Genomic DNA, 25,551 nt, shown 5'->3' on the forward strand with positions numbered 1-25,551 from the left:
AGGAATGCACGATGTCCGCATCGACCGACGCCACCGACCCCCGAACCGCGAACGCCGCCGGGCGCGACGCGGTCGCCGACCGTCTGATCGGGGGATCGCTACGGCGTTCCTACAATTCGCTCATCGATGTGGATTGGGACGCGCCGCAGGATCCCGCGCTGTTCTACATGCCGCCGCAAACCATCTCGCTGTATGGAACACCGTTGTGGGAGAGCATGTCTCACCTCGAGCGGGTGGAACTGTCGCGTCAGGAACTGGCCAACATGCTGAGCCGGGCGGTGTGGTTCGAGAACACGCTGAACCAAGGTCTGTTGCGGGCCATGCTGTATCAGGATCCGACCTCGCGCACCGTGCAGTACGCGCTGACCGAGATCGGTGACGAGACCCGGCACATGATCATGTTCAGTCGGGTGATCACGGCCATCGGGGCACTGCCGTACCGACTGTCAACGCTGGAAGCGATGACGGTGCAAGGGTTTCCGTTCTTCTACCGGGGTTTGTTCCTGTGGGTGGCGGCGCTGTGCGGCGAGGAAGTCATCGATGACGCGCAACGCAACTATGCCCGGCATCCCGACCTACAGCCGATCGTGGCGCAGATCATGCGCATTCACGTCACTGAAGAAGCTCGGCATATTCGATATGCGCGCGAAGGGGTGCGCCGCCGGGTACAGCACGCGCCCTGGTGGGAACGCCAGCTCGCGGCGACCGCGAATGGAGCGGCGGGATTCGTGTTGCGCCGCTTGATGTATGACCGGCGGGTCTATGAGCGCTGCGGACTCGATGTCGGCGAGGCGATGCGCCAAGCCCGCGCCAATGAGCAGGTCAATGCCCGCCGGCGGGAGGCTTTCGAAGGGCTGCACGGGTTTCTGTCCGAGAACGGGCTGATGAATCCGGTCTCGCGGTTGCTGTGGCGTCGATTCGGATTCCTGTGATGAGTGCTGGACGCCGGTACGACGTCATTGTCATCGGAGCCGGATTCGCCGGGCTGTGCGCGGGGATCATGTTGCGACGTAAGGGGATCGACAATTTCGTCATCCTGGAGAAGGCGGAGGAGGTCGGTGGGACGTGGCGGGAGAACACCTATCCCGGCGCAGCCTGCGACGTGATGTCGCTGATGTACTCGTTCTCATTCGCACCGAACCCGAACTGGACTCGCGGCTATGCCGGGCAAGCCGAAATACTGGCGTACTTGCGCGAGGTCACCGACCGATTCGATCTGCGGCGCAGTATTCAGTTCGGTGCCGAGGTGGTGTGCGAGCGTTTCGAGGACGAGTCCGATACCTGGACCGTCACCACCGCAGACGGGGTCGAGCGCACCGCACGCGTGGTCATCGCCGGAACCGGGCCGCTGCACATTCCGCAGATACCCGATATCCCGGGCGCGGAATCGTTCGCGGGCAATGTCTTTCACTCGGCGCGGTGGGATCATTCGATCGATGTGACCGGTCGGCGGGTTGCGGTTATCGGGACGGGCGCATCGGCCGTGCAGTTCACGCCCGCACTGGCCGAGTGCGCCGCGCACGTGGACGTATACCAGCGGACGCCGAGTTGGGTACTGCCCAAACTCGACCGGCCGATCACCGCCGCCGAGCGCACCGCCTATCGGGTGGTGCCGGGACTGCGGAAACTCGTGCGGGCCGGAATCTACTTCAGCCATGAGGCTCTCACCGGCGCGTTTCTGAATCCCAAGTACATGCCGATTGTTCGATCCGTCGCGAAAACCCATCTGCGACAACAGGTACGTGATCCAGGGCTACGGACACAGCTGACTCCCGAGTACGAGATCGGCTGTAAGCGAATGGTTATGGACAATCGGTACTACCCCGCGCTGCAACGCGAGAACGTCGCCCTGGTGACCGCCGCGATCACCGGGATCACCGAGACGGGGATCCAGACCACGGACGGGGTCGAGCATCGCGCCGATGTCATCGTGTACGGCACGGGGTTCAACGTGGTCGACAAGGCCGTGGGACAAAACTTGATCGGCGCGAACGGGCAAACCATTCAACAGCTTTGGCGCGATGGTCCGCAGGCGTACCTCGGGCTGGCCACGCACGGACTGCCGAACTACTTCCTGCTGATGGGTCCCAATACCGGAGTCGGCAACCAGTCGATCGTGTTCATCATCGAAGCGCAGGCCCGGTACATCGTCGAAGTCATCGATGCGATGCGTGCCCGCGAGGCAACCCGCGTGGAGGTGAAATCGCATGTGCAGCAACAGTTCAATCGAAACCTCCAGCGCCGGTCACAGGGCACGGTGTGGACAACCGGCGGTTGCCGCAGCTGGTACCTCGACGGCGACGGAGTGAACCGGGCGATCTGGCCCGGTACGACGCTGGACTATTGGCGGCGCACGCGCACGCCGCGACTCGCCGACTTCGAATTCACCCGGCCCGAGGATCGAGAGGACGAGGACGAATACCACGGCCCGGCATTCCTCAGCGGTGATGACTGCATCGAGTATCCGGTGCGCGCGCACCTGCTCGCGCTGTATCAGCCCGTCGACAATACGGTCCACTGGTCGGGCAGAATCGACGCCTGCGCCGACCTGGCGCGGCTGCACAGAGTCACCAATCAGAATGTCCGACTGCGCATTCCGAACCGCGACGCGGTACCGGCGTTGCTGACCGACAGTGATCCCTGGGGCGGTTCGCACATCACCGGCACCGGCGCGTTCCCTTATGCGCATCCACTGGACATCGACATATCAGCCGCGTTCGACGCGTGAATCGCAAGGACTTCCATGACCTACGTCATCACCCAGAACTGCTGCAATGACGCCTCATGCGTGGCGGTATGCCCGGTCGGCTGCATCCACCCCACCCCCGACGAACCCGGATTCGCCACCGCCGAACTGCTGCATATCGACCCCGCCACCTGCATCGACTGCGGGGCATGCGCGGATGCCTGCCCTGTGGACGCGATCCGCCCCGAAGCCACGCTCACCGCCGCAACCCGGCCGTTCGCGCGGGTGAATGCCGACTACTACCGCGATCACGCACCGACGCCGAATTTCACACGGGCACAACACCCGGGTGAATTGGTCACCGGGGCGACGCCGTTGCGGGTGGCCGTCATCGGTTCCGGTGCGGCCGGGCTCTACAGCGCCGCAGCCCTACTCCGGCACCCCGGCGTCAAGGTCGACATGTTCGAAAAGCTCTCCGCGCCACACGGTCTCATACGTCACGGGGTAGCCCCCGATCACCCGGCGACAAAACGGGTCATCGACCAATTCGACTTCACGCCCGCCAAGCGCAGCCGATTCCAGCTGCACCTCGGCGTAGCGGTCGGCACGGATATCAGCCACGCCGAGCTACTGACACGCCACCACGCCGTCATCTACGCCTGCGGCGCCGAAAACCACAATCAGCTGGGCATTCCCGGTGCCCCATTGCGAGGTGTCCACTACGCCAACGCTTTCGCGGGCTGGTACAACAACCATCCGATCCATCGCGACCTGTCCCCCGACCTGTCCGCTCGCCGCGCCGTCGTCATCGGCAACGGCAACGTCGCCCTCGACATAGCCCGCATCCTCGCCACCGACCCCGCGCGCCTGACCGCCACCGACATCTCGGACACCGCCCTGAAAGCACTGCGGCACAGCAATATCGAAGAGATCATCATCCTCGGCCGCCGCGCCCCCGAACACGCCTCCTTCACCACCCCCGAACTCCTCGGCCTACTCGAGCGCCCCGACATCGACATCCTCATCGACCCGGCCGACCTCCCCCACCAGCCACCCACCGACCCCGCCGCCCGCACCCGCCACGACCTACTGGCCACCGCCGCCACCACGCCCCCCACCCCTGGCAACCGACGCATCACCCTCCGCTTCCACACCACCCCCACCCACATTCTGGGCACCGAAGCGGTAACCGCCATCCGCACCGAACGAACAACCCCAACCTCCCCGCCAACCCCCGACGAAATCACCACAACCATCGTCATCCCCGCAATCGGCTTCCGCGGCAAACAAATCCCCGACCTCCCCTTCAACCCCCGAACCCACACCATCCCCAACACCCGAGGCCGAGTCCTCACCCCCACCGGCACCCCCCTCCCCGGCGTCTACACCGCCGGCTGGATCAAACGAGGCCCCACCGGCGTAATCGGCACCAACCGCACCTGCGCCGAAGAAACCATCACCTCCCTACTCGCCGACCACCGCGCAGGCCTGCTCGCCGAACCGACATCCCCCAGGCACTGACCCATACGCTTACGCTTCCCCCGCACAACAAGTCTGCCGTCGGAGGAACAATGCGCCGCCTGGAACGCCCCGAGATAGACGACCTGCTGAACCTGGATGTCGTTGCGCGCCTGGCGACTATCGACGCCCACGGCTTTCCACACGTCACTCCGATCTGGTTCTGTTGGGAAGATGACCGCTTTTACCTGACCAGCTTCGCGACTCGCCCGCACCTGGGTCGCATCATCCGGAATCCCAAGGTGGGCTTGGTGATCGATGTCGAGGATGAGTTGCGACCGGATGGGGAACGGCCGAATAGGCAGGTTCGAATCGTGGGTGAGGCGAGCGTCTCAGCGGATTCGGAGGGGATGTGGACTCGCCGCATTCGAAGCAAATACATTGACGGCTCGATCGCGCCCGGCGCGGCCGAGCGGGCCGTGGGCCGGGCAAGATCGCTTGTCGTGATCACTCCGCGTGAGATCACCGGTGTCGCCAGTATTTGATCGCCTAAAGATTCGAAGGATCGTCCGGGTGGCGTTGCGGCGGTTGCGGGTACCGGAGTATCGGACTCAGGAGATCGAAGGGGCATGCGGGAGTGCCGCCGGAGGTGCGTATGTGGGGGGTGAAAGAATGCGGAGGTGAGTGGGCGTCGGATATCGGTGGTGGGAACCTCGGGTTCGGGGAAGAGTTCGCTGGCGCGGCATATCTCCGAGGTACTCGGGATACCGCATATCGAGCTCGACGCGATCCACCATCAGGCCGACTGGACGCCCATGCCCGCGCACGAGTTTCAGGTTGCCGTCGCTGAACGGCTGGCGCCGGATGCGTGGGTTGCCGATGGGAACTATCACGGCAAGCTCGGGGATCTGGTATGGCGGCGGACCGATACGGTGGTCTGGTTCGATTTGCCGCGGCGCGTTGTCATCCGGCAGATCACGAAGCGGACCATCGTCAGAGCGGCGACGCGCCGCGTGCTGTGGAACGGCAATCGGGAGGAGTGGCGGAACATGCTCTCGCTCGATCCCGAACGCTCGGTGATCGTGTGGGCGTGGACAACCCACGCCCGAAACCGCGAGCGTTATCTCAGCTTCCAAGCCGATCCGGCATACGGTCATCTCGAATTCATACGGTTGCGTTCGCACCGCGATGCCGCGAGGTTTCTCGCGGGTCTCGCCGAATCATCGAGTGCGAGAACGGAACCATAGCGGTTCGCCCGCCGACCATTCGATCTCGTTCCGTCAGAAAGAACTCGTCATCATTTTCGTCGCATCCCCCCAGCAGTATCGGCATGACCTCGATGGTCTGCGTGGCCTCGCCATCGCGCTCGTGGTGGTCTTCCACATCTGGTTCCGCCGGGTGTCCGGTGGGGTGGACATATTCCTGGTGCTCTCCGGGTTCTTCTTCACCGGATTGCTGTTGCGACGCAACGATTCCACCGGCGCGGTCGGAGTGCTGTCCACTCTGCGACGTACGCTGCGCCGTCTGCTGCCCTCGATGCTCATCGTGCTGGTCGCGGTCGCGGTGGCCACCGTGCTCATCAGTCCGTACACGCGGTGGGCCGATGTGGCGGACCAATCCCTGGCTTCGCTGTTCTACTACCAGAATTGGCAACTCGCGCTGTCGTGGTCGGACTATCTCGCGGCCGATCCGTCGGTGAGCCCGCTCCAGCACCTGTGGTCGATGGCGGCGCAGGGCCAGTTCTATCTCGCCGCAGTACTTTTCATCGCAACGCTGGCGTGGGGATGCCGACGCATCGGTAAGCCCACACTGCTGCGCCCGGCGACGCTGATCGCGGCGGTCGTCTTCGGGGCGATGTCATTCGGATACGCCGCGCACGGGGCGATCACCCAGCAGGGCTGGAATTACTACGACAGTTTCGCCCGCGCATGGGAATTGCTCGCGGGCATGGCGCTCGCCGTCATCGCGCCGGCGCTGACTCCCTCGCGGATCAGCCGACTCGTGCTTGCCGTACTCGGCGTATCCGGTGTGCTGGCCTGCGGATGGCTGTTCAACGGCGCCAACGTTTTTCCCGGTCCCGCCGCGCTGTTTCCGGTCGCCACCGCCGCCGCGCTGATTATCTCCGGCACCGGGTTGCCCACTGCCGCGCTGCCCTGGCCGAACCGGCTGCTCGCCACTCGGCCTATGGTCGAACTCGGCGCGCTCGCCTATCCGCTGTATCTGTGGCACTGGCCCATGCTCATCTTCTTTCTCATCGAATTCGAGCAGCGCACAGTCAATTTCAGCCAGGGGATAGTGATCATCGGGCTGTCGCTGATACTGGCCTGGATGACCCATCACGGGATCGAACAGCCGGTGCGAGCGGCATTCCGGCGGGAATCCGGTTCCGCCCCACGCACCTACCGCTGGATCGCGCGTGCGGGGGTAGCGCTCGCGAGCGTGCTGGTGATCGCTGCCGCATCGGTATGGCATGTGATAGTCGATTCCCAGCCCACCGCGCCCGCGGCAGCCCTGGACCCGGTGCTCTATCCGGGAGCCGAGGCATTGAGCGCCGGCATCGCCGCACCGCCGGCGACGATGCGGCCGACCGTCTTCGAAGCGCCCTCGGAACTGCCGCCGCCGACTCTCCAGGGCTGTATCTCCGATTGGACCACCCGCGCGGTCATCACCTGTGCCTACGGCGATCAGGAGGCCGAGCGCACCCTGGCGGTGGTGGGCAGCTCACACGCCGAACATTGGCTGCCCGCACTCGATCTGCTCGCGACCGAGAACCATTTCCGCATAGTCGTCTATCTCAAGATGGGCTGCCCGCTCACCGTCGAGAGTGATCCGGCGTACGCGGGCGAATCCACGCCCGACTGCGTGAGTTGGTCCCGCGAGGTGATCGACCGGCTCGGCGCGGAGCAACCGGACTGGGTGTTCACCACCGGAACACGCCCCGTGGACGAGGGCGGCGACGAAACCCCCGCCGAATACCTCGATGTGTGGAACGAACTCACCGCCCGCGGCCTCGATGTGATCGTCATTCGAGACACTCCGTGGTTGCGGCACAACGGCGTTCGCTACCGCGCCGTCGACTGCCTCAGCAAGGGCGGCGACCGCCTCGGCTGCGGAATGCGCCGCACCGATGCCCTGAGCCCGGTCAACCCGGCCATCGAAGCGGCGTCCACGTACCCGAACATCTACCCCATCGACCTCACCGACGCCGTCTGCGAACCCGAGATCTGCCCCGTCGTCGAAGGAAATGTCCTGATCTACCACGACGAACACCACCTCACCGCCACCTACTCCCGCACCCTGGCCCCGGCCCTGGGCCGTCAATTGGCCCCGATCCTGGGCTGGTGGTGAGACCGGGCGGAGACGCGCTGGGAGATGAGTGCGGTGACGATGCCCAGGGCCGTCAGGACTGTGATGCCGATGGTCATCAGGCGGGCGGAGTCGACCGGGGTGGTGTCGCCGAGGCGGATGAGGGTGCCCGCGATGGCGGAGGTGACTGTGTAGGAGATCAGCTGGGTGGTGTTGAGGGCGGCGGCGGCTTTCGCGCCTTCGGCCGGGTCGTCGGTACTGCTCATCGCGGCCACGCTCAGGTGCGGGAAGGCCAGGCCGATGCCCGCGCCCGCGAAGAAGAGCGCGAGGGCCCAGATGATCATGCGGGCGGTGGACGCGCTGTCGGTTTGCAGGAGGCCGTAGGCGATCAGACCGCCGGTGAGCATGAGTGGTGCGAGGCGGATCGCGCGGCGGGCGGCCGAGGGGGCGAAGTTGACGCTGACGGTTTGCGCGACCACCCAGCCGACCGAGAGAGCCGCGCCCAGCAGGCCCGCGACCAGGGGTGAGAGACCGCCGAGTTGCTGGCCGAACAGGGGGATGAAGTTCTCCGTCATCACGCCCGCGCACAGAGCCGCGACGGTGAGGTAGATCCACTTCAGTGAATTACCTTTTGCGTAAGTGAGTTTCGGGAGCACGCTGGCGCGCCCGCGCTGCTCGGCGACCAGGAACGCGGCGATCAGGACCACGCCCACACCGAGCGCGATCGCGGTGGGCGCACCGGGCGACACCGCCGAACTGAGGCTGAACGCCGTGGCCGCCAAGGTGAGCAGTGCCAGCGACAGCACCGGGACGGGCGACTGATCGGAGGCGGAACCGCCACCGCGCGGCAGCGCCCAGCGGGTGAGACCGGCCAGCACGATCGCGACGACCATCAGCAGCACATAGGCCCAGCGCCATGCGTCGAGTTGGGCGAACAAGCCACCCGACGCCGGTCCGATGAGCGTCCCCACACCCCACATGGCCGACATCAATCCGGCCGCGCGCGCCCAGAGATTTTGCGGCAGAGCGGTTCTGATCACGGCGTAGCCCAGACCCGCGAGCAGGCCGCCACCGAAACCCTGAATCACCCGACCGGCCAGGAGCAGCTCCATGGTGGGACTCGCCGCATTGATCCCCGCACCGACCGCGAACACCAGAAACCCGGTCAGATAGGCGCGCGCCCCGCCCCATGAACCGAGGATTCGACTCACCAGCATCGACGCGATGACCGCCGCCATCAGGAATCCCGTTGCGACCCAGGCGTAATAGCGTTCGCCACCGATATCGTCCACGATCGACGGCAACAGCGCGGCCGTGAAATACAGGTTCATCGCATAGAGCGCGACACCACCCGCCAGGATCGACACCACCACCGCATGACGGCCCGAGAACAGTTCCGACCAGGTTCCAATGCTGTTCGCAGGCGGTTCCTGAGATCGATCATCGGGCGAATTCGTGGTCTTCACGCTGGCATCAAAGGTATTTCGCGTCACGGGAGCTACGCTAGAACTTCAAGTTATGTTGAAGTCAAGCGAGAGTGTGCCGAGTGAAGAGAACTCCGACCGACCTGCTGACCATCGGCGATCTCGCCGAACGCGCGGGCGTGGCGACCTCGGCCATCCGCTTCTACGAGGAACAGGGATTGATCACCTCGATCCGCACCTCGGGCAATCAGCGCCGCTATCCCCGCCATGTCCTGCGCCGACTCTCCCTCGTACTGTTCGCGAAGCGCCTGGGTATCCCCCTCGCGGAAGTCGCCGAGGCCTTCGCGACCCTGCCCGAGGACCACATGCCGAGCAAACGCGATTGGGATCGCATCTCGCGCCGCTGGAGTGATCACCTCGAGGCCCGTCGCCGCGAACTCGAACGCCTCCAGCACGAACTCACCGACTGCATCGGCTGCGGCTGCCTGTCGCTGCGCCGTTGCTACGTGCTGAACCCCGCGGACAGCCTGGCCGAACAGGGCGCGGGACCGCAGCGGCTGCTGCACCCCGATATCGTCACAACGACGGTCGGAGACTCCGAGACAGCGGAACGGAAGCGGCGATGAGCGAAGCGAGTTCGACCATGCAGTCCGCGGCGGGAACGCGCCTGAACCGCAAGGGTCGCGAGACGCGGCAGCGGCTGCTCGACATCGCCATCGTCTGTCTTGCGGATGGTTCCGGAGAACCGTTGTCGGCCAATCGGATTGCCCGTGAGGCCGGGGTGAGCTGGGGCACGCTCAAACATCAGTTCGGCGATATCGACGGACTGTGGGCCGCGGTGCTCAACGAGTTGACCGATCGCAGTGGCGCGAACAGCCCCGAGATCTGGCCGCGGGTCACCGGTTCGATTCGTGAGCGCGTGTGGGAGATGGTCGATGCCATCTGGACCATCCTGGATACCCCCGAAGGGCGAGCGGTCGAGGCGCTGCGGGCCGGACTGCCCGCTGCCCGGGACGAGCGGCGCGCGGAATTCCCCCTGACCACCGCGGCGATGGCCGGATACGAGAACGCCTGGCTCCGGGCATTCGAGTACTTTCTGGCCGATCTGCCGCTGGATTCGGAGAAGGTGCATCGGGTTCAGGCGCTGATTCCGATGGCCATACGCGGGATCAATAACGAGCGCAGGCTCGCCGCACCCGCCGAACTGACCGATGCCCGGCACTGCCTCGTCGACGCGATGGCTCTCTACCTGGGCTGACACACATTCTTTGAGAACCCTCGTTGACAATTGCGCAGGGGAGGTCCAGTCTTACCTCCACCCTTAGCAATTCAGTCAGGAGTGATCCATGTCTCCGTCTCCCGATGATCAGGGCATGCGCCTACAGCGCAGCAGCCGCGACCCCGCCGCCCTGATCCCGCGCCTCACCGCATGGCTGGCGACCCAGCTGCCCGATGGGGCCGATCCGACGCTCACGCTCGGGTCCGGCATCGACAGCAATGGGATGTCCGCGGAGACCCTGACCCTCACCCTGCGCTGGCAGGAAGCCGGCGAAACGCAGGTCGCGGAACTGATCGCCCGGGTGGTCCCGGCTCCCGGCGACTTCCCGGTCTACGAGAACTACAGTCTCCCCGACCAATTCGAGGTCATGCGCATCGTCGCCGACGCCAGCGCCGTCCGCGTCCCGCGGGTGCGGTTCCTCGAACCGACCGGTGAGGTACTCGGCACGCCGTTCCTGCTGATGGACCGCATCGACGGACAGGTTCCGCCCGATGTCATGCCCTACACCTTCGGCGGCAACTGGCTCTTCGACGCCGACCCGGAGCAGCAGCGCCGCGTGCAGGAAAGCACCGTCGAGACGTTGGCGGCACTGCACGCGATCCCGGACGCGGCAACCACTTTCGCGTTCCTGGACCCCGCACAGCCCGGTGCCGACGTGCTCGAGCGAAACCTGAATCGCGCCCGTGCGTGGTACGAGTTCGCGGCGCGCGATATCGGCCCGTCGCCGCTGGTGGAGCGAATCCTGAAGTGGCTCAGCGCCAATCTTCCCGAGCCCTCGTCCTATCAGACCGTGCTCTCCTGGGGCGACGCGCGGCTCGGCAACCTCATGTACCGGGATTTCACACCGGTCGCGGTGCTGGACTGGGAGATGGCTACCATCGGCCCGCGCGAGCTCGATGTGGCCTGGATCGTGTTCGGACATCGCGTCTTTCACGCGATCGCGAACAACTTCGGGTTCCCGGGCATGCCGGATTTCATGGGCGAGGACGACGTGCGAGCGAGCTACGCCGCGCACTCGGGCGTGGAACTCGGCGACCTCACCTGGTACACGATGTTCGCCGCCCTGAACTACAGCGTCGTCTTCATGCGCGCCGGTGGACGGCAGATCCACTTCGGCGAGATGGAACGCCCCGACGATATCGAAATACTGCTGCATCACCGGGCTCTCGTCGAAGAGCTGCTCGCCGAACTCGGCGCCTGAGAATCACGCCGCACCGAAACCCATTGGGAAAGACACACTCTCGTGACTGATCAACTGAACGAACTTGCCTACTACTGCATTACCCGCCACCCGGCCGACGCCCGCGTACTCCTGCCCGAGGCCCGCGACGCGGAACGGCTCGGCCTCGGCTCGTGCATGATCGGCGAGCGCATGACCGTCAAGGACTCCGCGGTGCTGTCCGGCGGCCTGGCCGGATGCACGACCGACCTCGGAATCGCCGCCGCGGCAACGAATCACCACACCCGGCATCCGATGGTGACCGCGACCATGGGCTCCACCATGCAGGCCATCACCGAGGGCCGATACGCCATGGCGTTCGGCCGCGGCATGGCGGCGAACTGGAAGGCGATCGGCCTGCCCGCCGTCACCGAGGCGCAATTGCGCGATTTCGTGGGCATCCTGCGCCGCCTGTGGGACGGCGAGACCATCGTGAATCATGATGGCCCGGCGGGTAAATGGCCCGTGCTGTACCACCAGAACGGTCTCGACGAGGCGCCCCCGATCGGCTTCGTCGCCGTCGGCCCGAAGACCATGGAACTCGCCGGTGAGATCGGCGACTTCGTCGTACTGCACACGTTCTTCTCCGATGAGGCCACCGCGAATTCCATTGCGGCCGTGCGGCGTGGCGCCGAACGCGCGGGCAAGGATCCCGACAGCGTCCGGATCTGGTCCTGCCTGGCGACCGCGAGCGACGCGCTCTCCGAGGCGGATCAGCTGCGCCGGCGCACCGGCCGCCTGGTGACCTATTTGCAGGCCTATGCCGACATTCTGATCAGCGCCAACGGCTGGGATCCCCAGGTGTGGGAGCGAATTCGCGCCACCCAGCTGTTCCAGGACGCCGCGGCGGCGGGTCCCATCGACGCGTCCGCCTCGGTCGAGGTGCTCGAGCAATTCGACGCCCTCATCCCGGACGAATGGCTCGACTCGGCCGCCTACGGCACACCCGAGCAGTGCGTGCGCAAGATCTCCCGCGAATACGACCTCGGCTGCCATTCGGTGATCATGCACGGCGCGAGCCCCCATGAACTCGAGTCGGTGGTCGACGAGTACCGCGCCAACCGCCCCGTCCTGCGCCGGGCCGTCGCGGCGAATCCGGGCAAATTCGCCTGAGCGAACCCCTGCCGCCCGCGCCGCGCGCCATCCCGGTGCGCGGTGCGGGCGTCCGCCACCGATATCGGGCTCCGCGGTGAAAGAATTCTCGCGGCACCGATGAATTTCGGATGGCTCCGCCGTCGATACCTCCGAATGCACCGGCAGCGGTGCATCAGCGCAGGAACGAGTGCTCCGGACAGCGATCCGGACCGGCGAGCAGGAGACGCAGTGAGCGGTATCAAGGTCTTGGTGGCGGGCGCGAGCATCGCGGGTCCCGCGCTGGCCCATTGGCTGCACCGGCGCGGGGCCGAGGTGACGGTCGTGGAGCGCGCGCCCGAGCTGCGTCCGGGCGGGCAGGCGGTGGACGCACGCGGGGTGACCAAGGAGGTCATCCGGCGCATGGGCCTGGACGACGCCGTACGCGCCGCGCGCACCGAGACCGCCGGGGCGCACACCGTGGACGCGGAAGGTCAAGTGCTGGAGACCTTTCGGGCCGATGACGACGGCGGCGACGGCTACATCTCCGAGATCGAGATCCTGCGCGGCGACCTGTCCCGGGTGATCTACGACGACACTCGCGCGGGCGTCGAATACATCTTCGGTGACCGGATCGCCGAACTCACCCAGGACCCCGACGGGGTCGACGTGGTCTTCGAAGGCGGCGAACGACGGCGCTTCGACCTGGTGGTCGGCGCGGACGGCCTGCATTCCTCGTTGCGCGCGATGGTCTTCGGCCCGCACGAGAAGTTCGTCCGCCATCTCGGCATGGCACTCGCGTTCTTCACCGTGCCCAATGAATTCGGGCTCGAACGCTTTCTGATGGACTACCAGGAGTCTGGCCGCACGGCGGGCCTGCGTCCCATTCCGGATCCCACGCACGCGATGGCCATGTTCTCCTTCCCCCTCGCCGAATTCGATGTCGACTACCGCGATATCGAAGCGCAGAAACGCCTACTGCGCGAGCGCATGACCGGCATGGCCTGGAAGGCCACCGACATCCTCGAACACCTCGACGACACCCCGGACTTCTACCTCGACCAGGTCGCCCAGGTAGTCATGGACCGCTGGTCAAACGGCCGCGTGGTCCTGCTCGGCGACGCCGCCTTCAGCTCCTCACCGATGTCCGGACAGGGCACCGGACTCGCCCTGGTCGGCGCGTACCTGCTGGCCGGAGAACTCGCCGCCGCCAACTGGAACCCCGAAGCCGCCTTCGCCGCCTACGAAAAGGGCATGCGCTCCTTCGTCGAGGCCAACCAGGAAATCGGCCGACAGCACGCAGCCAGCATCCTCAACCCTCCCCCGCCCGCCGAACCCGGCACCGAGCCCGAATGGGACATGGACCTGATCAACCGCGCGATCAACGGCGTGGAACTCCCCGACTACGAGAGTGTTCCGGACTCGCGCGCCTAACCGGAAGTAACCCCGCCGACAGTCCTGCCACCACACCCGGCAGGACTGTCCCGCAGTACATTTCACCGATTGCCACGTGCATGCCACGCTCAACCGCCTCGACTATTCGGCGGCGCGGGCGGCGAAGTCGAAGGAGTCGCCGTCGATGCCCCAGGAGATGATGCGTTCGGGGCGGATTCGGATGATGGCGCGCTCCTGGGGCGGGAAGGGCGGCTCCTGATCGTCGAGGGCCTGGGCTGTGCCGCGTACTTCGATGCCGCGAATCACGTAGGGGTCCAGGGAAACCTGCTGATCGACGACGAACGAGACTCGGCTGCCCGCTTCGACATTGCGGTATTTGCGGCTGCCGCGCATCCGCATGCCGCCGATGTCGATTGTGCCGTCGGTGTTCACGCGGTAGCTGGTCGGGTTGTTCTGTACGACTCGGTCGGGTGACACCGTGGCCAGTCGGCCGAGTCCGGCCTCGGCGAGGAAATGCTGCTCGTTGCTGGTGAAGGTCATTTCGATTACTCCCTGGCGCGATATCCGACTTGCTGAGTTCTAGCGTTGCTAGAACATGGAGCAACGGTAACAGTTGATCGACAGCCTGTCTAGCGCTGCTAGATTTTGGATCGGCCAGGGTGGACGTCAGTCGCGCCAGTAGTTGTTCGCCGCGGCGATGGTTTGGAATTCCACGGCGACCACGTGCCCGGCGGCGATCAGGTTGTCCGGGTTGGCCGAGTAGATCGGGCGGCCCTCCACGAGGCGGTCCAGGTCGGGCTGGATGTTGTGGATGGTGTGGCGGGCCAGGGTCAGCGCGAGGGCTCGGCCTTCCTCGGGGGTCGCGGTGATCAGGGTGCCGCCGGGGACCAGGACCAGTTCGGATGCGGGCAAGGCTGTCATGAGGACTCCTTCGATCGTGCGGGCCGAGTGCGAGGGATGGGAGTCGCCGAGATCAGGCGCGGAGCGGGCTTGCAGCCGAAGAGCTTCCGGCCACACGTTACGCGCGGGGTCGGCGCTCACGTGACCACGACACGGCCACCCGAATCCGCCCGCAATGTCCGCGCGGCGCGGGCCGCCTACTGTGTGAGCGTGTTCATTGCTGAAGTGGGAGCGTTCGTCGCGGGGCCGGGTCCCGACGGGCAGACGCTGTGGTCTGTGCAGGGGCCGGTGGTCAGCGCCCTCTATTCGGGGCCGGTCGAGGTGAATATCCTTCTCGGCGAGCGGGAGTCGGTGGATGCGGAGCTCGTCGCGGAAGTGGTTCGGGATATCGACGGGTACCTGACGGCCGGGCTGCAATTCCTGCATGCGGCACTGCTCGAGGATCCGGCGGTGTTCGGGCTGGATGCGGTTGCGGCGGAGCGGTTTCGGGAGTTCGACGCCTCGACGTTCCCGGTTGATCTGCCGCAGTTGAACTTCTACGCCGATGGCGAATGGCTCCTCCGGTTCGCCGAGGGCGCATTGCCCATCTGCGAACCCTACGGCGTCGGTGTGACTTTCGAAGCCACCGAACCGGTACGGCTCGAGGACCTGCGCACCTATTGCTGATCGTCGACTTGCTGATCGTCGACGCCGCGGTCCGCGTCGGGATTCGAGGAGCTGGACAGGGCGATTCCGGTCCAGTCGGCGAGTACCTCGAGCACCTGGTCGCGATCGACCGTCGTCTTGGAAGTTCCTGCCTGCCAATCTTTCTCGCGTACCGAACGATCGGCAATCAGGCGCTTTTCGGAATCGCGGAACCGGGCGGCCGCAACCCAGTCCTCGGCCTCGACGGCGGCGAACTTGGCTTCGAGCGCGGCGGCGATTCCCTCGTCGAATTCGCGCAGGTCCGGCAGATCGGCGATGCGGGCGCGGGCGGCGGCTTCATCGATCAGGTTGATTGCCTTCTCCGGAAGCCTTCGCGCACTGACGAATTGGTGGGACAAGGTGACGGCCGTGGTCACCGCCGCGTCGGTGATCGTCACACCGTGATGAGACTGGTACGTCTTGCGCAGCCCGCGCACCATGTCGATGGCCTTGTCGATTGTCGGTTCGAGAATATGAATCGGCTGAACTCGATGGCGCAGAGCGGGATTGGCCGCGATGAGCGAGTCATAGCCGTCCGGGGTGGTCGCGCCGATGAACCGCAGGTCACGCCGGGAGATCCTGGATCGCATGGCCTCGGCCAGATACATTGCGGTCGGACTCGAATAGCTGTCGCCCGCACCGATCAGCGTGTGCAGGTCATCGAGGAACACGATGACGTCGCCGCGCCCGGTGATTTCCTCGAAGATCGGTTCCAGGCGTGCTTCCACCTCATCGCGGTCGCGGCTACCGACGACGAGAGAATCCAGCTCGAGCGTGTAAAGCTGCCAGCGCGCCAGGCTTTTCGGGACGGGCCCGGAAACCATCGCCCGCGCGAGTCCCTCGACAACCGCTGTTTTGCCGACGCCGGGTTCACCGATCAGCATCGGATAGGGCGTCGCGCGTCGCAGCAGAGCGCACATCAGCTCGCGAATTTCGTTGTCACGGCCGATGACGGGCTCGAGGCGGTCCGTCGCACCGGTCAGATTGCGGCCGAACCGTTCCAGCGGAGACTTCTGCGCCCACCTCGGAGCGGTCGATCTCGGACCCGGCCCGCTGTAGGCGGTGAGCAACCGGAGTATCCAGGCGCGCACCCGCTCCAGATCGGCGCCGAGCCGCATCAGCACCTGCGCCGCGACGCTATCGCCCTCGCGGACCAGACCCAGCAGAATCGTCTCACTGCCCACGTACTCCAGCCCGATCCGCCGCCCCTCCTCGAGCGCCAACTCCAGCGCTTTCGTCGCACCTGCGGTCCGGGGTAGCTCGACCAGCGGCGGCCCCGGCTCACCCCGCCCGATAATCGCGTCGACCTGCGTCCGCAGCTCATCGAGCGAAATATCAAGCCCTTCGAGCGTTTTCGCCCCAATACCGTCGCCGTCATCGATCAGACCCAGCAGCAGATGCTCACAACCGATCCGGTCGTGCCCGCGCGCTCTGGCCTCCGCCGCGGCGAAATCGACGATGCGCCGCGCGCGCTCGGTGAATCTCTCTGACATACGCACTCTTTCGCTCGCCGAGCCACCCACCCCGCCGGACCGACCCCGCTGTGGCCCAATATAGGGCTGGCCGACCGCGCTCGGAAAGAACTTTGAAATTCATGCACGCGAGATGTCGAGAACGCGCGGGCGGCTCCGTCCCAGAGGTACGAGCACCCGAACGGGCCTCGGATACACCGAACCGAAGGAGAATTCCCATGGCCGTCCGCCGTATGGATCACGCCGGAATCGTCGTCGAAGACCTCGCGGCCGCCGTCGCGTTCTTCATCGAACTGGGCCTGGAACTGGAGGGCGAAGCAAGCGTAGGCGGTCAATGGGCCGACGAGCTCCTCGGCCTGGAGGGCGTCAAAGCCGACATCGCCATGGTCCGAACCCCCGACGGCCACACCCGAATCGAACTCTCAACCTTCCACTCCCCCCTGTTCACCGGCACCACAACGCCATCCCCGGTGAACGTCCCCGGCATCCCCCGCCTGACCTTCGTCGTAGACGACGTCAACGACACCCTCACCCGCCTGCGCCCCCACGGCGCCGAACTCGTCGGCATAGTCACCCACTACGAAGACATCTACCGCTACTGCTACATCCACGGACCCAATGGCGTCACGATCGGCTTGGTGCAGGAACTCCGCACATCATCCGATGCGGGGTAGAAACTCAGATCAATTCGGACTCGCTGGTCAATCCTGTTCTGCCACAGTCCGAACGAAGTTGCCGCACCGCCCGGGGCGGTGCGGCAGGCCAAGTTATTCCGCGTAGGGCTGATCGGTTCCCTGATCGCTGTAACCCACGCTCCAGATGTAGCCATCGGGATCAGCGAACGTACCGCCGTATCCACCCCACGGCAGCGCCGCGGCGGGCTTGAGGATTGTGGCACCGGCCTTTTCGGCCTCCGCGACAATCTCGTCGACCCGGCCCTCACTGCGGACCACGTAGGTCAGCACCAGCCCGCTGAAGCCGCTGCCTTCCGCCTCCGCGCCAACCTGCCCGGCCAAACCCTCACGGCCGTAGAAGCCCACCGGCGACGCGCCATCCGACTCGAAGAACACCGAGATCCCGAAGTCCTTCGCGATCTTCCAGCCCAGCCCCTCGGTATAGAACTGCTTGGCCCGGTCCAGATCCCGGACGCCGAGGAGAATTGAACTGACGTGCGCTTTCATGCCCTGCTCCTTCATTTCGAATGTCCCGGCCGACATTACGAAGCACACCCCGGGCACGGTATCCGTCAGATGCCTTAATCAGCAGCCCCGGTCATTGCCCGCCGACCAGATCGAGCGGTCAGCACACGACACAATCTCCGCACGACCCCAACGACTTTGGACCGTTTCCATGGTCGCGTAACCCCGGCCGCGTCGGCTCGGAGGCGGCATCATGACTGTTATGGGTTCAGCAGTGCCGCCGTGGTGGCGGCGGCGGTTGCCACCGGGGTCGGTCGGACGGATCGTGCGGTGGGATGGTTGGGGGCGAGTGGGGCGGGGCGTCGCCGGGGTTGCCGCGGTGGCGGTGGCGGTGGCCGCGGTGGCGGGGGTGTGGTTCACGGGGCAGAGTTTGCTGGCTACTCGTGATCAGTATCGGCTGTCCGAGCAAGGGCAGGTGACCGAGCGGTTCAGTCATGCGATCGATAATCTCGGGTCCGACAAGCTTGATGTGCGGGTTGGCGGGATCTATCTGCTGGAGCGGCTCTCGGCGGGTTCGCCGGCGGATCACGCGACCGTTGTCGATATCGTGTCGGCATTCGTGCGCACGCACAGCCCGGTTTCGGTGTGTCCCGCGGCGGGGACGGTGATCGACGCCCATAATCCCGATAACCGACTTCCTACCGATGTTCAGGCGGCGTTGACCGTGATCGCCCGGCGCGACATCACCGGCGAGGATGGGCGTCAAATCGATTTGCTGCGAACATGTTTGGCCGGTGCGCGGTTGAATGACGCGAAACTCGCCAACGTGAATATCTCCGGGGGTGATGTGCGTGGCGCGCAATTTTCCGGGGCCGATATGGAGGTCGCGGCACTGGTCAATATCGAAGCCGCCGGAGCCGAGCTGGACAATGCGAATTTGTCCGGCGCGCTGTTCACCCATGCGAGCCTGACAGACACGAACTTCAGCCATGCTGATCTGTCTCACGCGGTCTTGCAGCGAGCCAATCTGGCCCGCGCGAATTTGGGCAATGCGAATCTCTCCGGCGCCTTCCTCGACGGGGTCAATATGGCCGGGGCCAGTCTCGCGGACGCGGATCTCTCGGGCACCAAGCTCGATACGGTGACCCTGGACGGCATCTTCTACACCCCGAAGACGGTGTGGCCCAAAGGATTCACTCCACCTCCGAGTCGCGCCTCATTCCGCTGAGAGCGAGGCATGTACCTGCCCAGGTCAATCGGCGGGCAGCAGGTTGTTCATCAGCAGGCCGAGGGCGAATTCGAAGCGGTCCTGTCCGGTGCCGGAGATCAGGTCGGCGGCATGGCGTCGTGTCTCGGGGAATTTGTCGGCGGGCAGCGCGGTGAAGCGGTCCAGCAACTCCTCGTGGCTGAGCACCCATTCCTGATCCTGATTCCGGCGGCGCTGCCGGACCAGTGATTGTTCGAGCGCGTACGCGCTGACGTACAGCGAGAGTGCATCGCGTGCCCATCCGGCCGTCTTCGGCTCGACACCGCCCGCGAGCAGAATCGCGAGGATGCCTTCGCCGACCCGCAGCGTTTCCAGGTTCGTCGACACCATGGCCAGCGCGGCGCGCGAGATTCCGGGGTACTTCAGGTACAGGTCGCGAATCTGGGCGTACACATCGAGCAACTGCTCACGCCAGACTCCCGAATCAGGTTCGGGGAGAACGACTTCGGCATACAGCCTGCCGATCAGCAGATCGTCGATGTCGTCCTTGTTCACGATGTGCGCGTACAGCGATGACGGCCCGGTGCCGAGCACTGCGGCGACGCGCCGGATGGTCAGCGCGTCATACCCCTCGGTGGCGACGACCTGCAACGCGGCGTCGGTGATCCGGTCAACGGTGATCGGCGCCTTGCGGGGCGTTGGTGCGGCGGACTCCGCGGCGGGTTGGGCATGGCGGGCGGCGCGGCGTTGGCGGGCATCGGCGGACATGCTCGAACTATAGCTTGACACGAACTTAGTTCGTCGATTAGAACTTAGATCGTCAGAACGAACTTAGTTCGTGTCGATGTTCCCGGAGGTGTGTGATGCGAGTTTCCGTTATCGGAGCGGGCCTGGGCGGTCTGGCTCTCGCGCAAGGTCTGCGCGGCGCCGGTATCGAGGCCGAGGTGTTCGAGCGCGATCCGGGCATCGTCGCCCGCTTCCAGGGCTACCGCCTCGTGCTGAACCCGGTCGGCTTCCAGGCCGTCCGCGACTGCCTGCCCACCCGCTGGCATCCGCTGCTCGACGAAATCGTCATGGAGGCCTCCGCCGAACAGCTGATCCTGGACCCGCAACTGAACGAGATCGGCAAGCTCGGCGCGGCCCGCACCGGCATCGTGGTCGACCGGCAGGTGCTGCGGCATCTGCTGCTGACCGGCCTGACCGTGCACACCGACGCCGCCCTGACCGGCTACGACGTACTGCCCGACGGCCGAGTCCAGGCCAACTTCGCCCACCGCGAACCGGCCACCGCCGACCTGCTCGTCGGCGCGGACGGCGTCACCTCCGCGGTCCGCGGTGTCCTCTCGCCCGACACCATCCCAACCGACACCGGCGTCCGCTTCGTCATCGGCCGCACCCCGCTGACCGACGAATTCGCCGACATCTCAAAGGCTTTCGGCTCGAAGATCGCCGGAGACGGCGTCAGCCTGCTGCTCGGCGCGATGCAGTTCCGCACCCCGCCCAAGCAAGCCGCCGAACAACTCGCCCCCGAAGTCACCCTCCCCGATATCGGCGACTACGTGCGCTGGGCCATGATCCTGCCCCCGAACGGCTCACTCGACAACGCCACCGCCCAGGACGCCGTCCTGTCCCACATGCAGGGCTGGCACCCGCAACTCCGCGCCCTGATCGAACAGGCCGACCCCGACAACAGCGCCCTGCTGTCCATCCGAGTCGTCCACCCCGGCCGGCGCTGGACCACCGGCCCGGTCACCCTCCTCGGCGACGCCATCCACGCCACCTCCCCAACCGGCGGCAACGGCGCGAACACCGCCCTACGCGACGCGGACGTGCTGCGCCGCAGCCTGATCGAGGCCGCCGAAGGCCGCCGCGACCTCCTCGGCGCGGTCGACGACTACGAACGCCACATGTTCGAATACGGTGCCGAAGCCGTCCGCACCAGCCTCGAACGCCTCCCCGCCTTCGCCCCCGAGGCGAAACTCTCCTGAGGGTGTCAGGCCGATTCGTTCAGCAGGTGCGCGTTCCATACCGCCGCCGCCTGCTCATGGGAGTCGACACCCGCGTAGAACGCCTGCCCCAGGATGTCGAAGTCGGAATCGCCGAAACCGTGTGCCTCCAGGAACTTCGGCCGGTACACCGCGAAACCCTCCGCCGCCGAATGATGCCGGTAGGGAACGGCTATCCGCATCGACCGGGGATTCAGGGCGAATTCGACGGCCTTGATCATCAACGCATCGGTTCGTCCCCTGTCCAGGTGCAGGTAGGCATCAACCACGAGCACGGCCCGTAGCCAGCCCACTGGGCTATCGGCGAGCCTCTCCTCGGCTGCCGCTGCCGAGTCACCGACATCGTCGTCGAGGAAACGCTCCATACCTTTGGTCCCGTCGGCATGGGCGTACCCGATCAACGGGATCAACACATCGGAATCGGACACACTCCAGATCCCGTGTGCCGCACAAAAACCCGCAAGCTCGGCAATCTCGTACACGGACACACACGATATCCCTGCGCACCGACACTCGACACGGAGCTAAAGCCTTTGCCCGGCGCCGGGGTGCGCTGCTACAGTCCTGGGGCCGTGTGAGCGAACGAGGAGGTGGTACCCGTGAACGTTGTATCGATATGGGTGCTCCCCTCTGGGGTCACGGTCGGGCGATAGGTCGCCCGGGAGCGCCATTCATGAGCACTCCCGAAAGGCACGACCATGCAATTCACTTCCGAGAAGCTGCTCGATGACGGTGTTATCGAGCGCGAATTCACTCTCGGCGAGGTTCCGGGCATTCTCTGGGCCGCCGAATCCGCTACCGCACCAACGCCTTTGATCCTGGTTGGGCACGGTGGCGAACTACAGCGCATGTACCCGCGAGTGGCGGGGAGGGCGCGGGACGCGGTTGCGCAGGGGTACGCCGCGGCCACCATCGAACTCCCCGGCAGCGGTGCTCGCCCCCGATCCGCCACCGCGGATCAGGCCCGCGCCGACCTGCGGCAGGCCATCCAGGCCGGCGAACCGGTCAGCGACGATATCGTCGACCGCCTCATCCTTCCGCTGGTCGAACAGTCGGTTCCGGAATGGCAGGCGACCATCGACGCATTACTGGAATTGCCGGAGATCGAGGGCCCGGTCGGATATTCGGGCGGGGTGATCTCCATCGGTGTCCGCCTGGCGGTGGTGGAGCCGCGCATCCGCGCCGCCGTGCTGTTCGCGGGAAGCTATGTGCCGCGCGGCATTATCGAGCAGGCTCGGCAGGTCGACATTCCACTCCATGTGCTGCTGCAGTGGGACGACGAAGGCAACGATCGCCAAATGGCACTGGATCTGTTCGACGCCTTCGGCTCGAAGGAGAAGGCGCTGAACGCCAATATGGGCGGGCACACCGGCGTACCGGACTACGCGGGCGACGCGGCGAACCGCTTCTTCGCCCGCCATCTGAGGTAGGGCGGACCGTCGCGCCGACCCACAACGGTCGGCGCGACGGCGGACCGAGTCATCCTCGATGCCGTCCGATGGTCAGGTCCAGCAGTGCCGCGGCATCGCGGCGCAATCCCTCGACCGCGTCGGCGGCACCGGAGTGGTGCAGTAGCAGCGCGCGCTGGAACAGTCCGTCGAAGGTGGCGTAGGCCATGGATTCGCTGATGAGCAAAGGACTTTCGGCCAGTTCGGCGTAGCGCACCACGACATTGGCGATCATGCGTTCGCGGCGGGCGTCGATATCGACGACGTCCTCGCGGAATGATTCCTCGAACAGTCCCTGATTGCGCAGGTCGTACCAGAGGCGGTGCAGGGCGGCATCGGATTCCAGGGTGCCCGCCATCGCGTCGCTGAAGGTGCTGCGCAGCTCATCCGCGCCGGTCGCGGCGGCGACGATCTCGTCGTACCTGGTCACGCAGACCGCTTCGTACTGCTGCACCGCGTGCGTGAGCAGTTCGACCTTGTCGCTGAAGTAGTAGTGCAGCAGCCCGTGCGTGAACTCCGATTTCTGCGCGATCTCGCGCAGGCTGGTGCGGGCGTAGCCGAGTTCGGCCAGCGCATCCAGTGCGGCGGTTGCCAATTGGGCCCGCCGTTCCGCGAACTTGTCGACTTGACGGCGGGCGACACGAGCCCGCTTCTCGACGATTTCGGTCACCGCGCCACCTCTCATCTGCCTCACCGCACCCGATCAACCTGTTCAGTCTATCGCGGGTCGCGAATCCTTCGCCGTTAAAATTTTGACAGTTGTCCAAGAAACTCTTGACGACTGTCCAAAGATTTGCGTACTGTGATTCACATCTCATCCCCAGCTAGCGAGTTATGAGTGATCAAGTAGCACAAGCCATCTCGAAGAGGAGACCCCTGATGAGTGGGTATGACCTGGCCGGGCGCAGCGCGCTGGTCACCGGAGCGGCGCGCGGCCTGGGCGCGGGCATGGCCGAGGCGCTGGCTCGCGCCGGTGCGGCCGTCGCCATCGCCGATGTCAACGAGGATCTCGGTAAGCAGACCGCGGAGGCACTGCGCGCGACGGGAGCCACCGCCGAATTCATCCCACTCGACGTCGCCGACGACGACCGCTGGGAACACGCCATCGCCGATACGGTCACCGCGCTCGGCGGTCTGGACATCGTGGTCAACAATGCCGGTGTCGAAATCACAAGTCTCGTAGTCGATCTCGATCCCGCACAGGTGCGGCGCATGCTCGAGGTGAATGTGCTCGGCACCGCACTGGGCGTCAAGCACGCGTTCCGGGCAATGCGGCCCGGTGGCGCGGCAGGCCGGGGCGGTGCCATCGTGAACATCGCCTCGGTCGCCGCGACTATCGCGTTCCCGGGCATTTCGGTGTATTCCGCGACCAAGTCCGCGGTGGACCGGCTCACCAGGGTCGCGGCCATGGAATCGGGCAAGCTCGGCTACGGCGTCCGGGTCAATTGCGTGTACCCGGGGTTGGTCCCCACCGAGATGGGCGCGCAACTCGCGAACGATGTCGCCGAGATCGGGCTGTTCCCGAGCGCCGAGGAAGCGGTCGGCGCGGTGATCGCGCAAACGCCCCAGGGCCGTCTCGGTGAAGTCGCCGATATGGCCGACGCCGTCGTTTTCCTCGCCTCCGACGCCGCCCGTTTCATCACCGGGGCCGGTCTGCCGGTCGACGGCGGCATGGGCATGTGAGCACCGGAATCACGAAAGGTCCTGAGAGCATGAGCACCAAACCCGTTGTCGTCTACGGCGCTTCCGGCTACACCGGCCGCCTGATCTGTGAATACCTGCGCGAGTACGGAATTCCGTTCATCGCCGCCGGGCGGGACAAGACCCGCTTGCAGGAGGCGATCGACCACATCCCCGGCATCGACACCGTCGAGTACGAGATCGTCGAGGTCGCGCACTCGGTGGAATCGCTGACCGAACTGTTCCGGGGCACGTCGGTGGTCTGCAATACCGTCGGCCCGTTCGCGCAATACGGCCACGAGGTCGTGCAGGCGTGCATTGCCGCGGGCACCCATTATCTGGACACGACCGGCGAGCAGGATTGGCTCATAGACTGCGATGAGCAGTACGGGGCCGATATGGCGGCCCAGGGCTTGCTGCTGTCCCCCGGTATCGCGCAGATGTACACCACCGGTGAGATCGCCGCCCAAATCTGCTTGGAGACACCGAGTTTGGATACCCTGGACATCCAGGTGATCTGGAAGGGCTTCCCGACCGTCGCGTCCACCAAGACCATTCTGGTCAATGCCGCGCTGGCCAAGGCGTACTACCTGGAGCAGAACCGGTACGTGGAATGGCCGGCCGATGCCGGTTTGTACAACGTGGTGGTACCCGGCCAGCATGAGATCGGCCTCGCGCTGCCGTGGGGCGGGACCTCACATCCGGTGTGGTTCAAGCACGATCCGCGCGTGGCGAACGTCAAGGTGCTCGGCGGAGTCGCGGACCGCGCACTCATGCAGGGCGTGCCGTTGATCGTGGCCGCGGTGCTCGAGCAGGTGAAGGATCTGCCGCCCGAGGAGAAGCTTCGGGTGCTCACCGAACAGGCGGCGGCCGTCCGCGATGAAATGCCGCCGCGCGAGAACCCGCGCATCAACACCTCGCTGGACTCGGTCCACGCGTCGGGGCCGTTGGGGCGCGCGCACTGTGTGATCTACGGGAATTGCAACTACAAGCAGACCGGACTGCTGCAGGCGTACGCCGCCAACGCCCTGTTGCAGACGCCGCCGAAACAGGTCGGATTCGCTTCCGCCTGTCAGGCTTTCGGGCACCGGGAACTGCTCGGGGTGCTGCGTGCGTTCGGATTGGTTTCGGAGCCGATTCTGACCGTGCATCGTTGATCACGCATCGGGCCGCCGGC

The 25,551-nt window shown here is 65.6% G+C and carries 26 protein-coding genes; 18 read left to right on the forward strand and 8 right to left on the reverse strand.

The features are described 5' to 3' along the window. Positions 1-11 precede the first annotated feature (11 nt). The 6 genes from ACFVUS_RS24880 (at position 12) to ACFVUS_RS24905 (ending at position 7,492) form a co-directional block, all read left to right on the forward strand. The gene (locus ACFVUS_RS24880) at positions 12-932 is read left to right on the forward strand and encodes a diiron oxygenase (RefSeq protein ID WP_387770966.1); all 921 of its coding nucleotides are present in this window, start codon (positions 12-14) and stop codon (positions 930-932) included. Continuing rightward, positions 932-2,728: an NAD(P)-binding domain-containing protein gene (locus tag ACFVUS_RS24885; RefSeq protein ID WP_387770969.1), complete on the forward strand. Its 1,797-nt coding sequence runs from the start codon at positions 932-934 to the stop codon at positions 2,726-2,728. Before ACFVUS_RS24880 ends, ACFVUS_RS24885 begins: the two co-directional genes overlap by 1 nt. Before the next feature lie 15 nt (positions 2,729-2,743). After that, positions 2,744-4,207, forward strand: a complete 1,464-nt coding sequence (locus ACFVUS_RS24890) for an FAD-dependent oxidoreductase (protein WP_387770972.1) — start codon at positions 2,744-2,746, stop codon at positions 4,205-4,207. Between the two features lie 50 nt (positions 4,208-4,257). Next, positions 4,258-4,689, forward strand: coding sequence for a pyridoxamine 5'-phosphate oxidase family protein (locus tag ACFVUS_RS24895; RefSeq protein WP_387770975.1), 432 nt, complete (start codon positions 4,258-4,260; stop codon positions 4,687-4,689). A gap of 135 nt (positions 4,690-4,824) precedes the next feature. Continuing rightward, a complete protein-coding gene (locus tag ACFVUS_RS24900; RefSeq protein ID WP_387770978.1) occupies positions 4,825-5,391 on the forward strand; it encodes a hypothetical protein in 567 nt (188 codons plus the stop codon). Next, on the forward strand, positions 5,372-7,492 hold the full coding sequence (locus ACFVUS_RS24905) for an acyltransferase family protein (protein WP_387770981.1): 2,121 nt from the start codon (positions 5,372-5,374) through the stop codon (positions 7,490-7,492). The genes ACFVUS_RS24900 and ACFVUS_RS24905 overlap by 20 nt, the downstream gene beginning before the upstream one ends. Here the strand turns inward: ACFVUS_RS24905 and ACFVUS_RS24910 are convergent. Next, positions 7,462-8,943, reverse strand: coding sequence for an MFS transporter (locus ACFVUS_RS24910; RefSeq protein ID WP_387770984.1), 1,482 nt, complete (start codon positions 8,941-8,943; stop codon positions 7,462-7,464). The genes ACFVUS_RS24905 and ACFVUS_RS24910 overlap by 31 nt on opposite strands. 53 nt (positions 8,944-8,996) lie before the next feature. Here ACFVUS_RS24910 and soxR point away from each other — a divergent pair, with 53 nt between their 5' ends. The 5 genes from soxR to ACFVUS_RS24935 all read left to right on the forward strand — a co-directional run bounded on the left by soxR (position 8,997) and on the right by ACFVUS_RS24935 (position 13,877). Next, positions 8,997-9,500 carry a redox-sensitive transcriptional activator SoxR gene (gene soxR / locus ACFVUS_RS24915; RefSeq protein ID WP_387770986.1) on the forward strand — a complete coding sequence of 168 codons (504 nt, stop codon included), beginning with the start codon at positions 8,997-8,999 and terminating at the stop codon, positions 9,498-9,500. After that, positions 9,497-10,132 carry a TetR/AcrR family transcriptional regulator gene (locus ACFVUS_RS24920; protein ID WP_387770989.1) on the forward strand — a complete coding sequence of 212 codons (636 nt, stop codon included), beginning with the start codon at positions 9,497-9,499 and terminating at the stop codon, positions 10,130-10,132. The genes soxR and ACFVUS_RS24920 overlap by 4 nt, the downstream gene beginning before the upstream one ends. 88 nt (positions 10,133-10,220) lie before the next feature. After that, entirely contained in the window at positions 10,221-11,354 is a 1,134-nt protein-coding gene (locus ACFVUS_RS24925; protein WP_387770992.1) for a phosphotransferase family protein, read from the forward strand. Between the two features lie 42 nt (positions 11,355-11,396). Then, the gene (locus ACFVUS_RS24930; RefSeq protein ID WP_387770995.1) at positions 11,397-12,485 is read left to right on the forward strand and encodes a TIGR03857 family LLM class F420-dependent oxidoreductase; all 1,089 of its coding nucleotides are present in this window, start codon (positions 11,397-11,399) and stop codon (positions 12,483-12,485) included. A gap of 210 nt (positions 12,486-12,695) precedes the next feature. Next, positions 12,696-13,877 (forward strand): FAD-dependent monooxygenase, encoded by a 1,182-nt coding sequence (locus tag ACFVUS_RS24935; RefSeq protein WP_387770998.1) that lies wholly within the window; start codon positions 12,696-12,698, stop codon positions 13,875-13,877. Positions 13,878-13,979: 102 nt separating this feature from the next. Here ACFVUS_RS24935 and ACFVUS_RS24940 read toward each other — a convergent pair whose 3' ends face one another. Both ACFVUS_RS24940 and ACFVUS_RS24945 read right to left on the reverse strand, forming a co-directional pair. Further along, positions 13,980-14,378 (reverse strand): PPOX class F420-dependent oxidoreductase, encoded by a 399-nt coding sequence (locus ACFVUS_RS24940; RefSeq protein WP_387771001.1) that lies wholly within the window; start codon positions 14,376-14,378, stop codon positions 13,980-13,982. A 126-nt stretch (positions 14,379-14,504) separates the two neighbouring features. Then, positions 14,505-14,759, reverse strand: coding sequence for a hexameric tyrosine-coordinated heme protein (locus ACFVUS_RS24945; protein WP_387771004.1), 255 nt, complete (start codon positions 14,757-14,759; stop codon positions 14,505-14,507). Positions 14,760-14,948: 189 nt separating this feature from the next. Here ACFVUS_RS24945 and ACFVUS_RS24950 point away from each other — a divergent pair, with 189 nt between their 5' ends. Then, a complete protein-coding gene (locus ACFVUS_RS24950; protein ID WP_387771007.1) occupies positions 14,949-15,404 on the forward strand; it encodes a hypothetical protein in 456 nt (151 codons plus the stop codon). Here the strand turns inward: ACFVUS_RS24950 and ACFVUS_RS24955 are convergent. Further along, on the reverse strand, positions 15,395-16,915 hold the full coding sequence (locus ACFVUS_RS24955) for a Clp protease N-terminal domain-containing protein (RefSeq protein WP_387771010.1): 1,521 nt from the start codon (positions 16,913-16,915) through the stop codon (positions 15,395-15,397). The genes ACFVUS_RS24950 and ACFVUS_RS24955 overlap by 10 nt on opposite strands. Before the next feature lie 197 nt (positions 16,916-17,112). Here ACFVUS_RS24955 and ACFVUS_RS24960 point away from each other — a divergent pair, with 197 nt between their 5' ends. Beyond that, complete coding sequence (locus ACFVUS_RS24960) at positions 17,113-17,568, forward strand: VOC family protein (RefSeq protein ID WP_387771013.1); 456 nt, start codon at positions 17,113-17,115, stop codon at positions 17,566-17,568. Between the two features lie 93 nt (positions 17,569-17,661). Here ACFVUS_RS24960 and ACFVUS_RS24965 read toward each other — a convergent pair whose 3' ends face one another. After that, positions 17,662-18,075 (reverse strand): VOC family protein, encoded by a 414-nt coding sequence (locus tag ACFVUS_RS24965; RefSeq protein WP_387771016.1) that lies wholly within the window; start codon positions 18,073-18,075, stop codon positions 17,662-17,664. Positions 18,076-18,295: 220 nt separating this feature from the next. Here ACFVUS_RS24965 and ACFVUS_RS24970 point away from each other — a divergent pair, with 220 nt between their 5' ends. Then, on the forward strand, positions 18,296-19,261 hold the full coding sequence (locus ACFVUS_RS24970) for a pentapeptide repeat-containing protein (RefSeq protein WP_387771019.1): 966 nt from the start codon (positions 18,296-18,298) through the stop codon (positions 19,259-19,261). Positions 19,262-19,285: 24 nt separating this feature from the next. Here ACFVUS_RS24970 and ACFVUS_RS24975 read toward each other — a convergent pair whose 3' ends face one another. Then, positions 19,286-20,008, reverse strand: a complete 723-nt coding sequence (locus tag ACFVUS_RS24975) for a TetR/AcrR family transcriptional regulator (RefSeq protein WP_387771022.1) — start codon at positions 20,006-20,008, stop codon at positions 19,286-19,288. Between the two features lie 95 nt (positions 20,009-20,103). On the opposite strand from ACFVUS_RS24975, the gene ACFVUS_RS24980 reads away from it, so the two are divergent. Next, entirely contained in the window at positions 20,104-21,228 is a 1,125-nt protein-coding gene (locus ACFVUS_RS24980) for an FAD-dependent oxidoreductase (protein ID WP_387771025.1), read from the forward strand. Between the two features lie 5 nt (positions 21,229-21,233). On the opposite strand, the gene ACFVUS_RS24985 is transcribed toward ACFVUS_RS24980, so the two are convergent. Then, the gene (locus ACFVUS_RS24985; RefSeq protein ID WP_387771027.1) at positions 21,234-21,674 is read right to left on the reverse strand and encodes a hypothetical protein; all 441 of its coding nucleotides are present in this window, start codon (positions 21,672-21,674) and stop codon (positions 21,234-21,236) included. Positions 21,675-21,944: 270 nt separating this feature from the next. Between ACFVUS_RS24985 and ACFVUS_RS24990 the strand changes: the two genes are divergently transcribed. After that, positions 21,945-22,676 carry a dienelactone hydrolase family protein gene (locus ACFVUS_RS24990; protein WP_387771030.1) on the forward strand — a complete coding sequence of 244 codons (732 nt, stop codon included), beginning with the start codon at positions 21,945-21,947 and terminating at the stop codon, positions 22,674-22,676. Between the two features lie 49 nt (positions 22,677-22,725). On the opposite strand, the gene ACFVUS_RS24995 is transcribed toward ACFVUS_RS24990, so the two are convergent. Beyond that, positions 22,726-23,364: a TetR/AcrR family transcriptional regulator gene (locus ACFVUS_RS24995; RefSeq protein ID WP_387771033.1), complete on the reverse strand. Its 639-nt coding sequence runs from the start codon at positions 23,362-23,364 to the stop codon at positions 22,726-22,728. Between the two features lie 209 nt (positions 23,365-23,573). Here ACFVUS_RS24995 and ACFVUS_RS25000 point away from each other — a divergent pair, with 209 nt between their 5' ends. Both ACFVUS_RS25000 and ACFVUS_RS25005 read left to right on the forward strand, forming a co-directional pair. Continuing rightward, complete coding sequence (locus tag ACFVUS_RS25000) at positions 23,574-24,377, forward strand: SDR family NAD(P)-dependent oxidoreductase (protein WP_387771036.1); 804 nt, start codon at positions 23,574-23,576, stop codon at positions 24,375-24,377. Positions 24,378-24,406: 29 nt separating this feature from the next. After that, positions 24,407-25,531, forward strand: a complete 1,125-nt coding sequence (locus tag ACFVUS_RS25005) for a DUF5938 domain-containing protein (protein WP_387771039.1) — start codon at positions 24,407-24,409, stop codon at positions 25,529-25,531. Positions 25,532-25,551 lie beyond the last annotated feature (20 nt).

The organism is Nocardia sp. NPDC058058, assembly GCF_042885355.1.
Lineage (GTDB): Bacteria > Actinomycetota > Actinomycetes > Mycobacteriales > Mycobacteriaceae > Nocardia.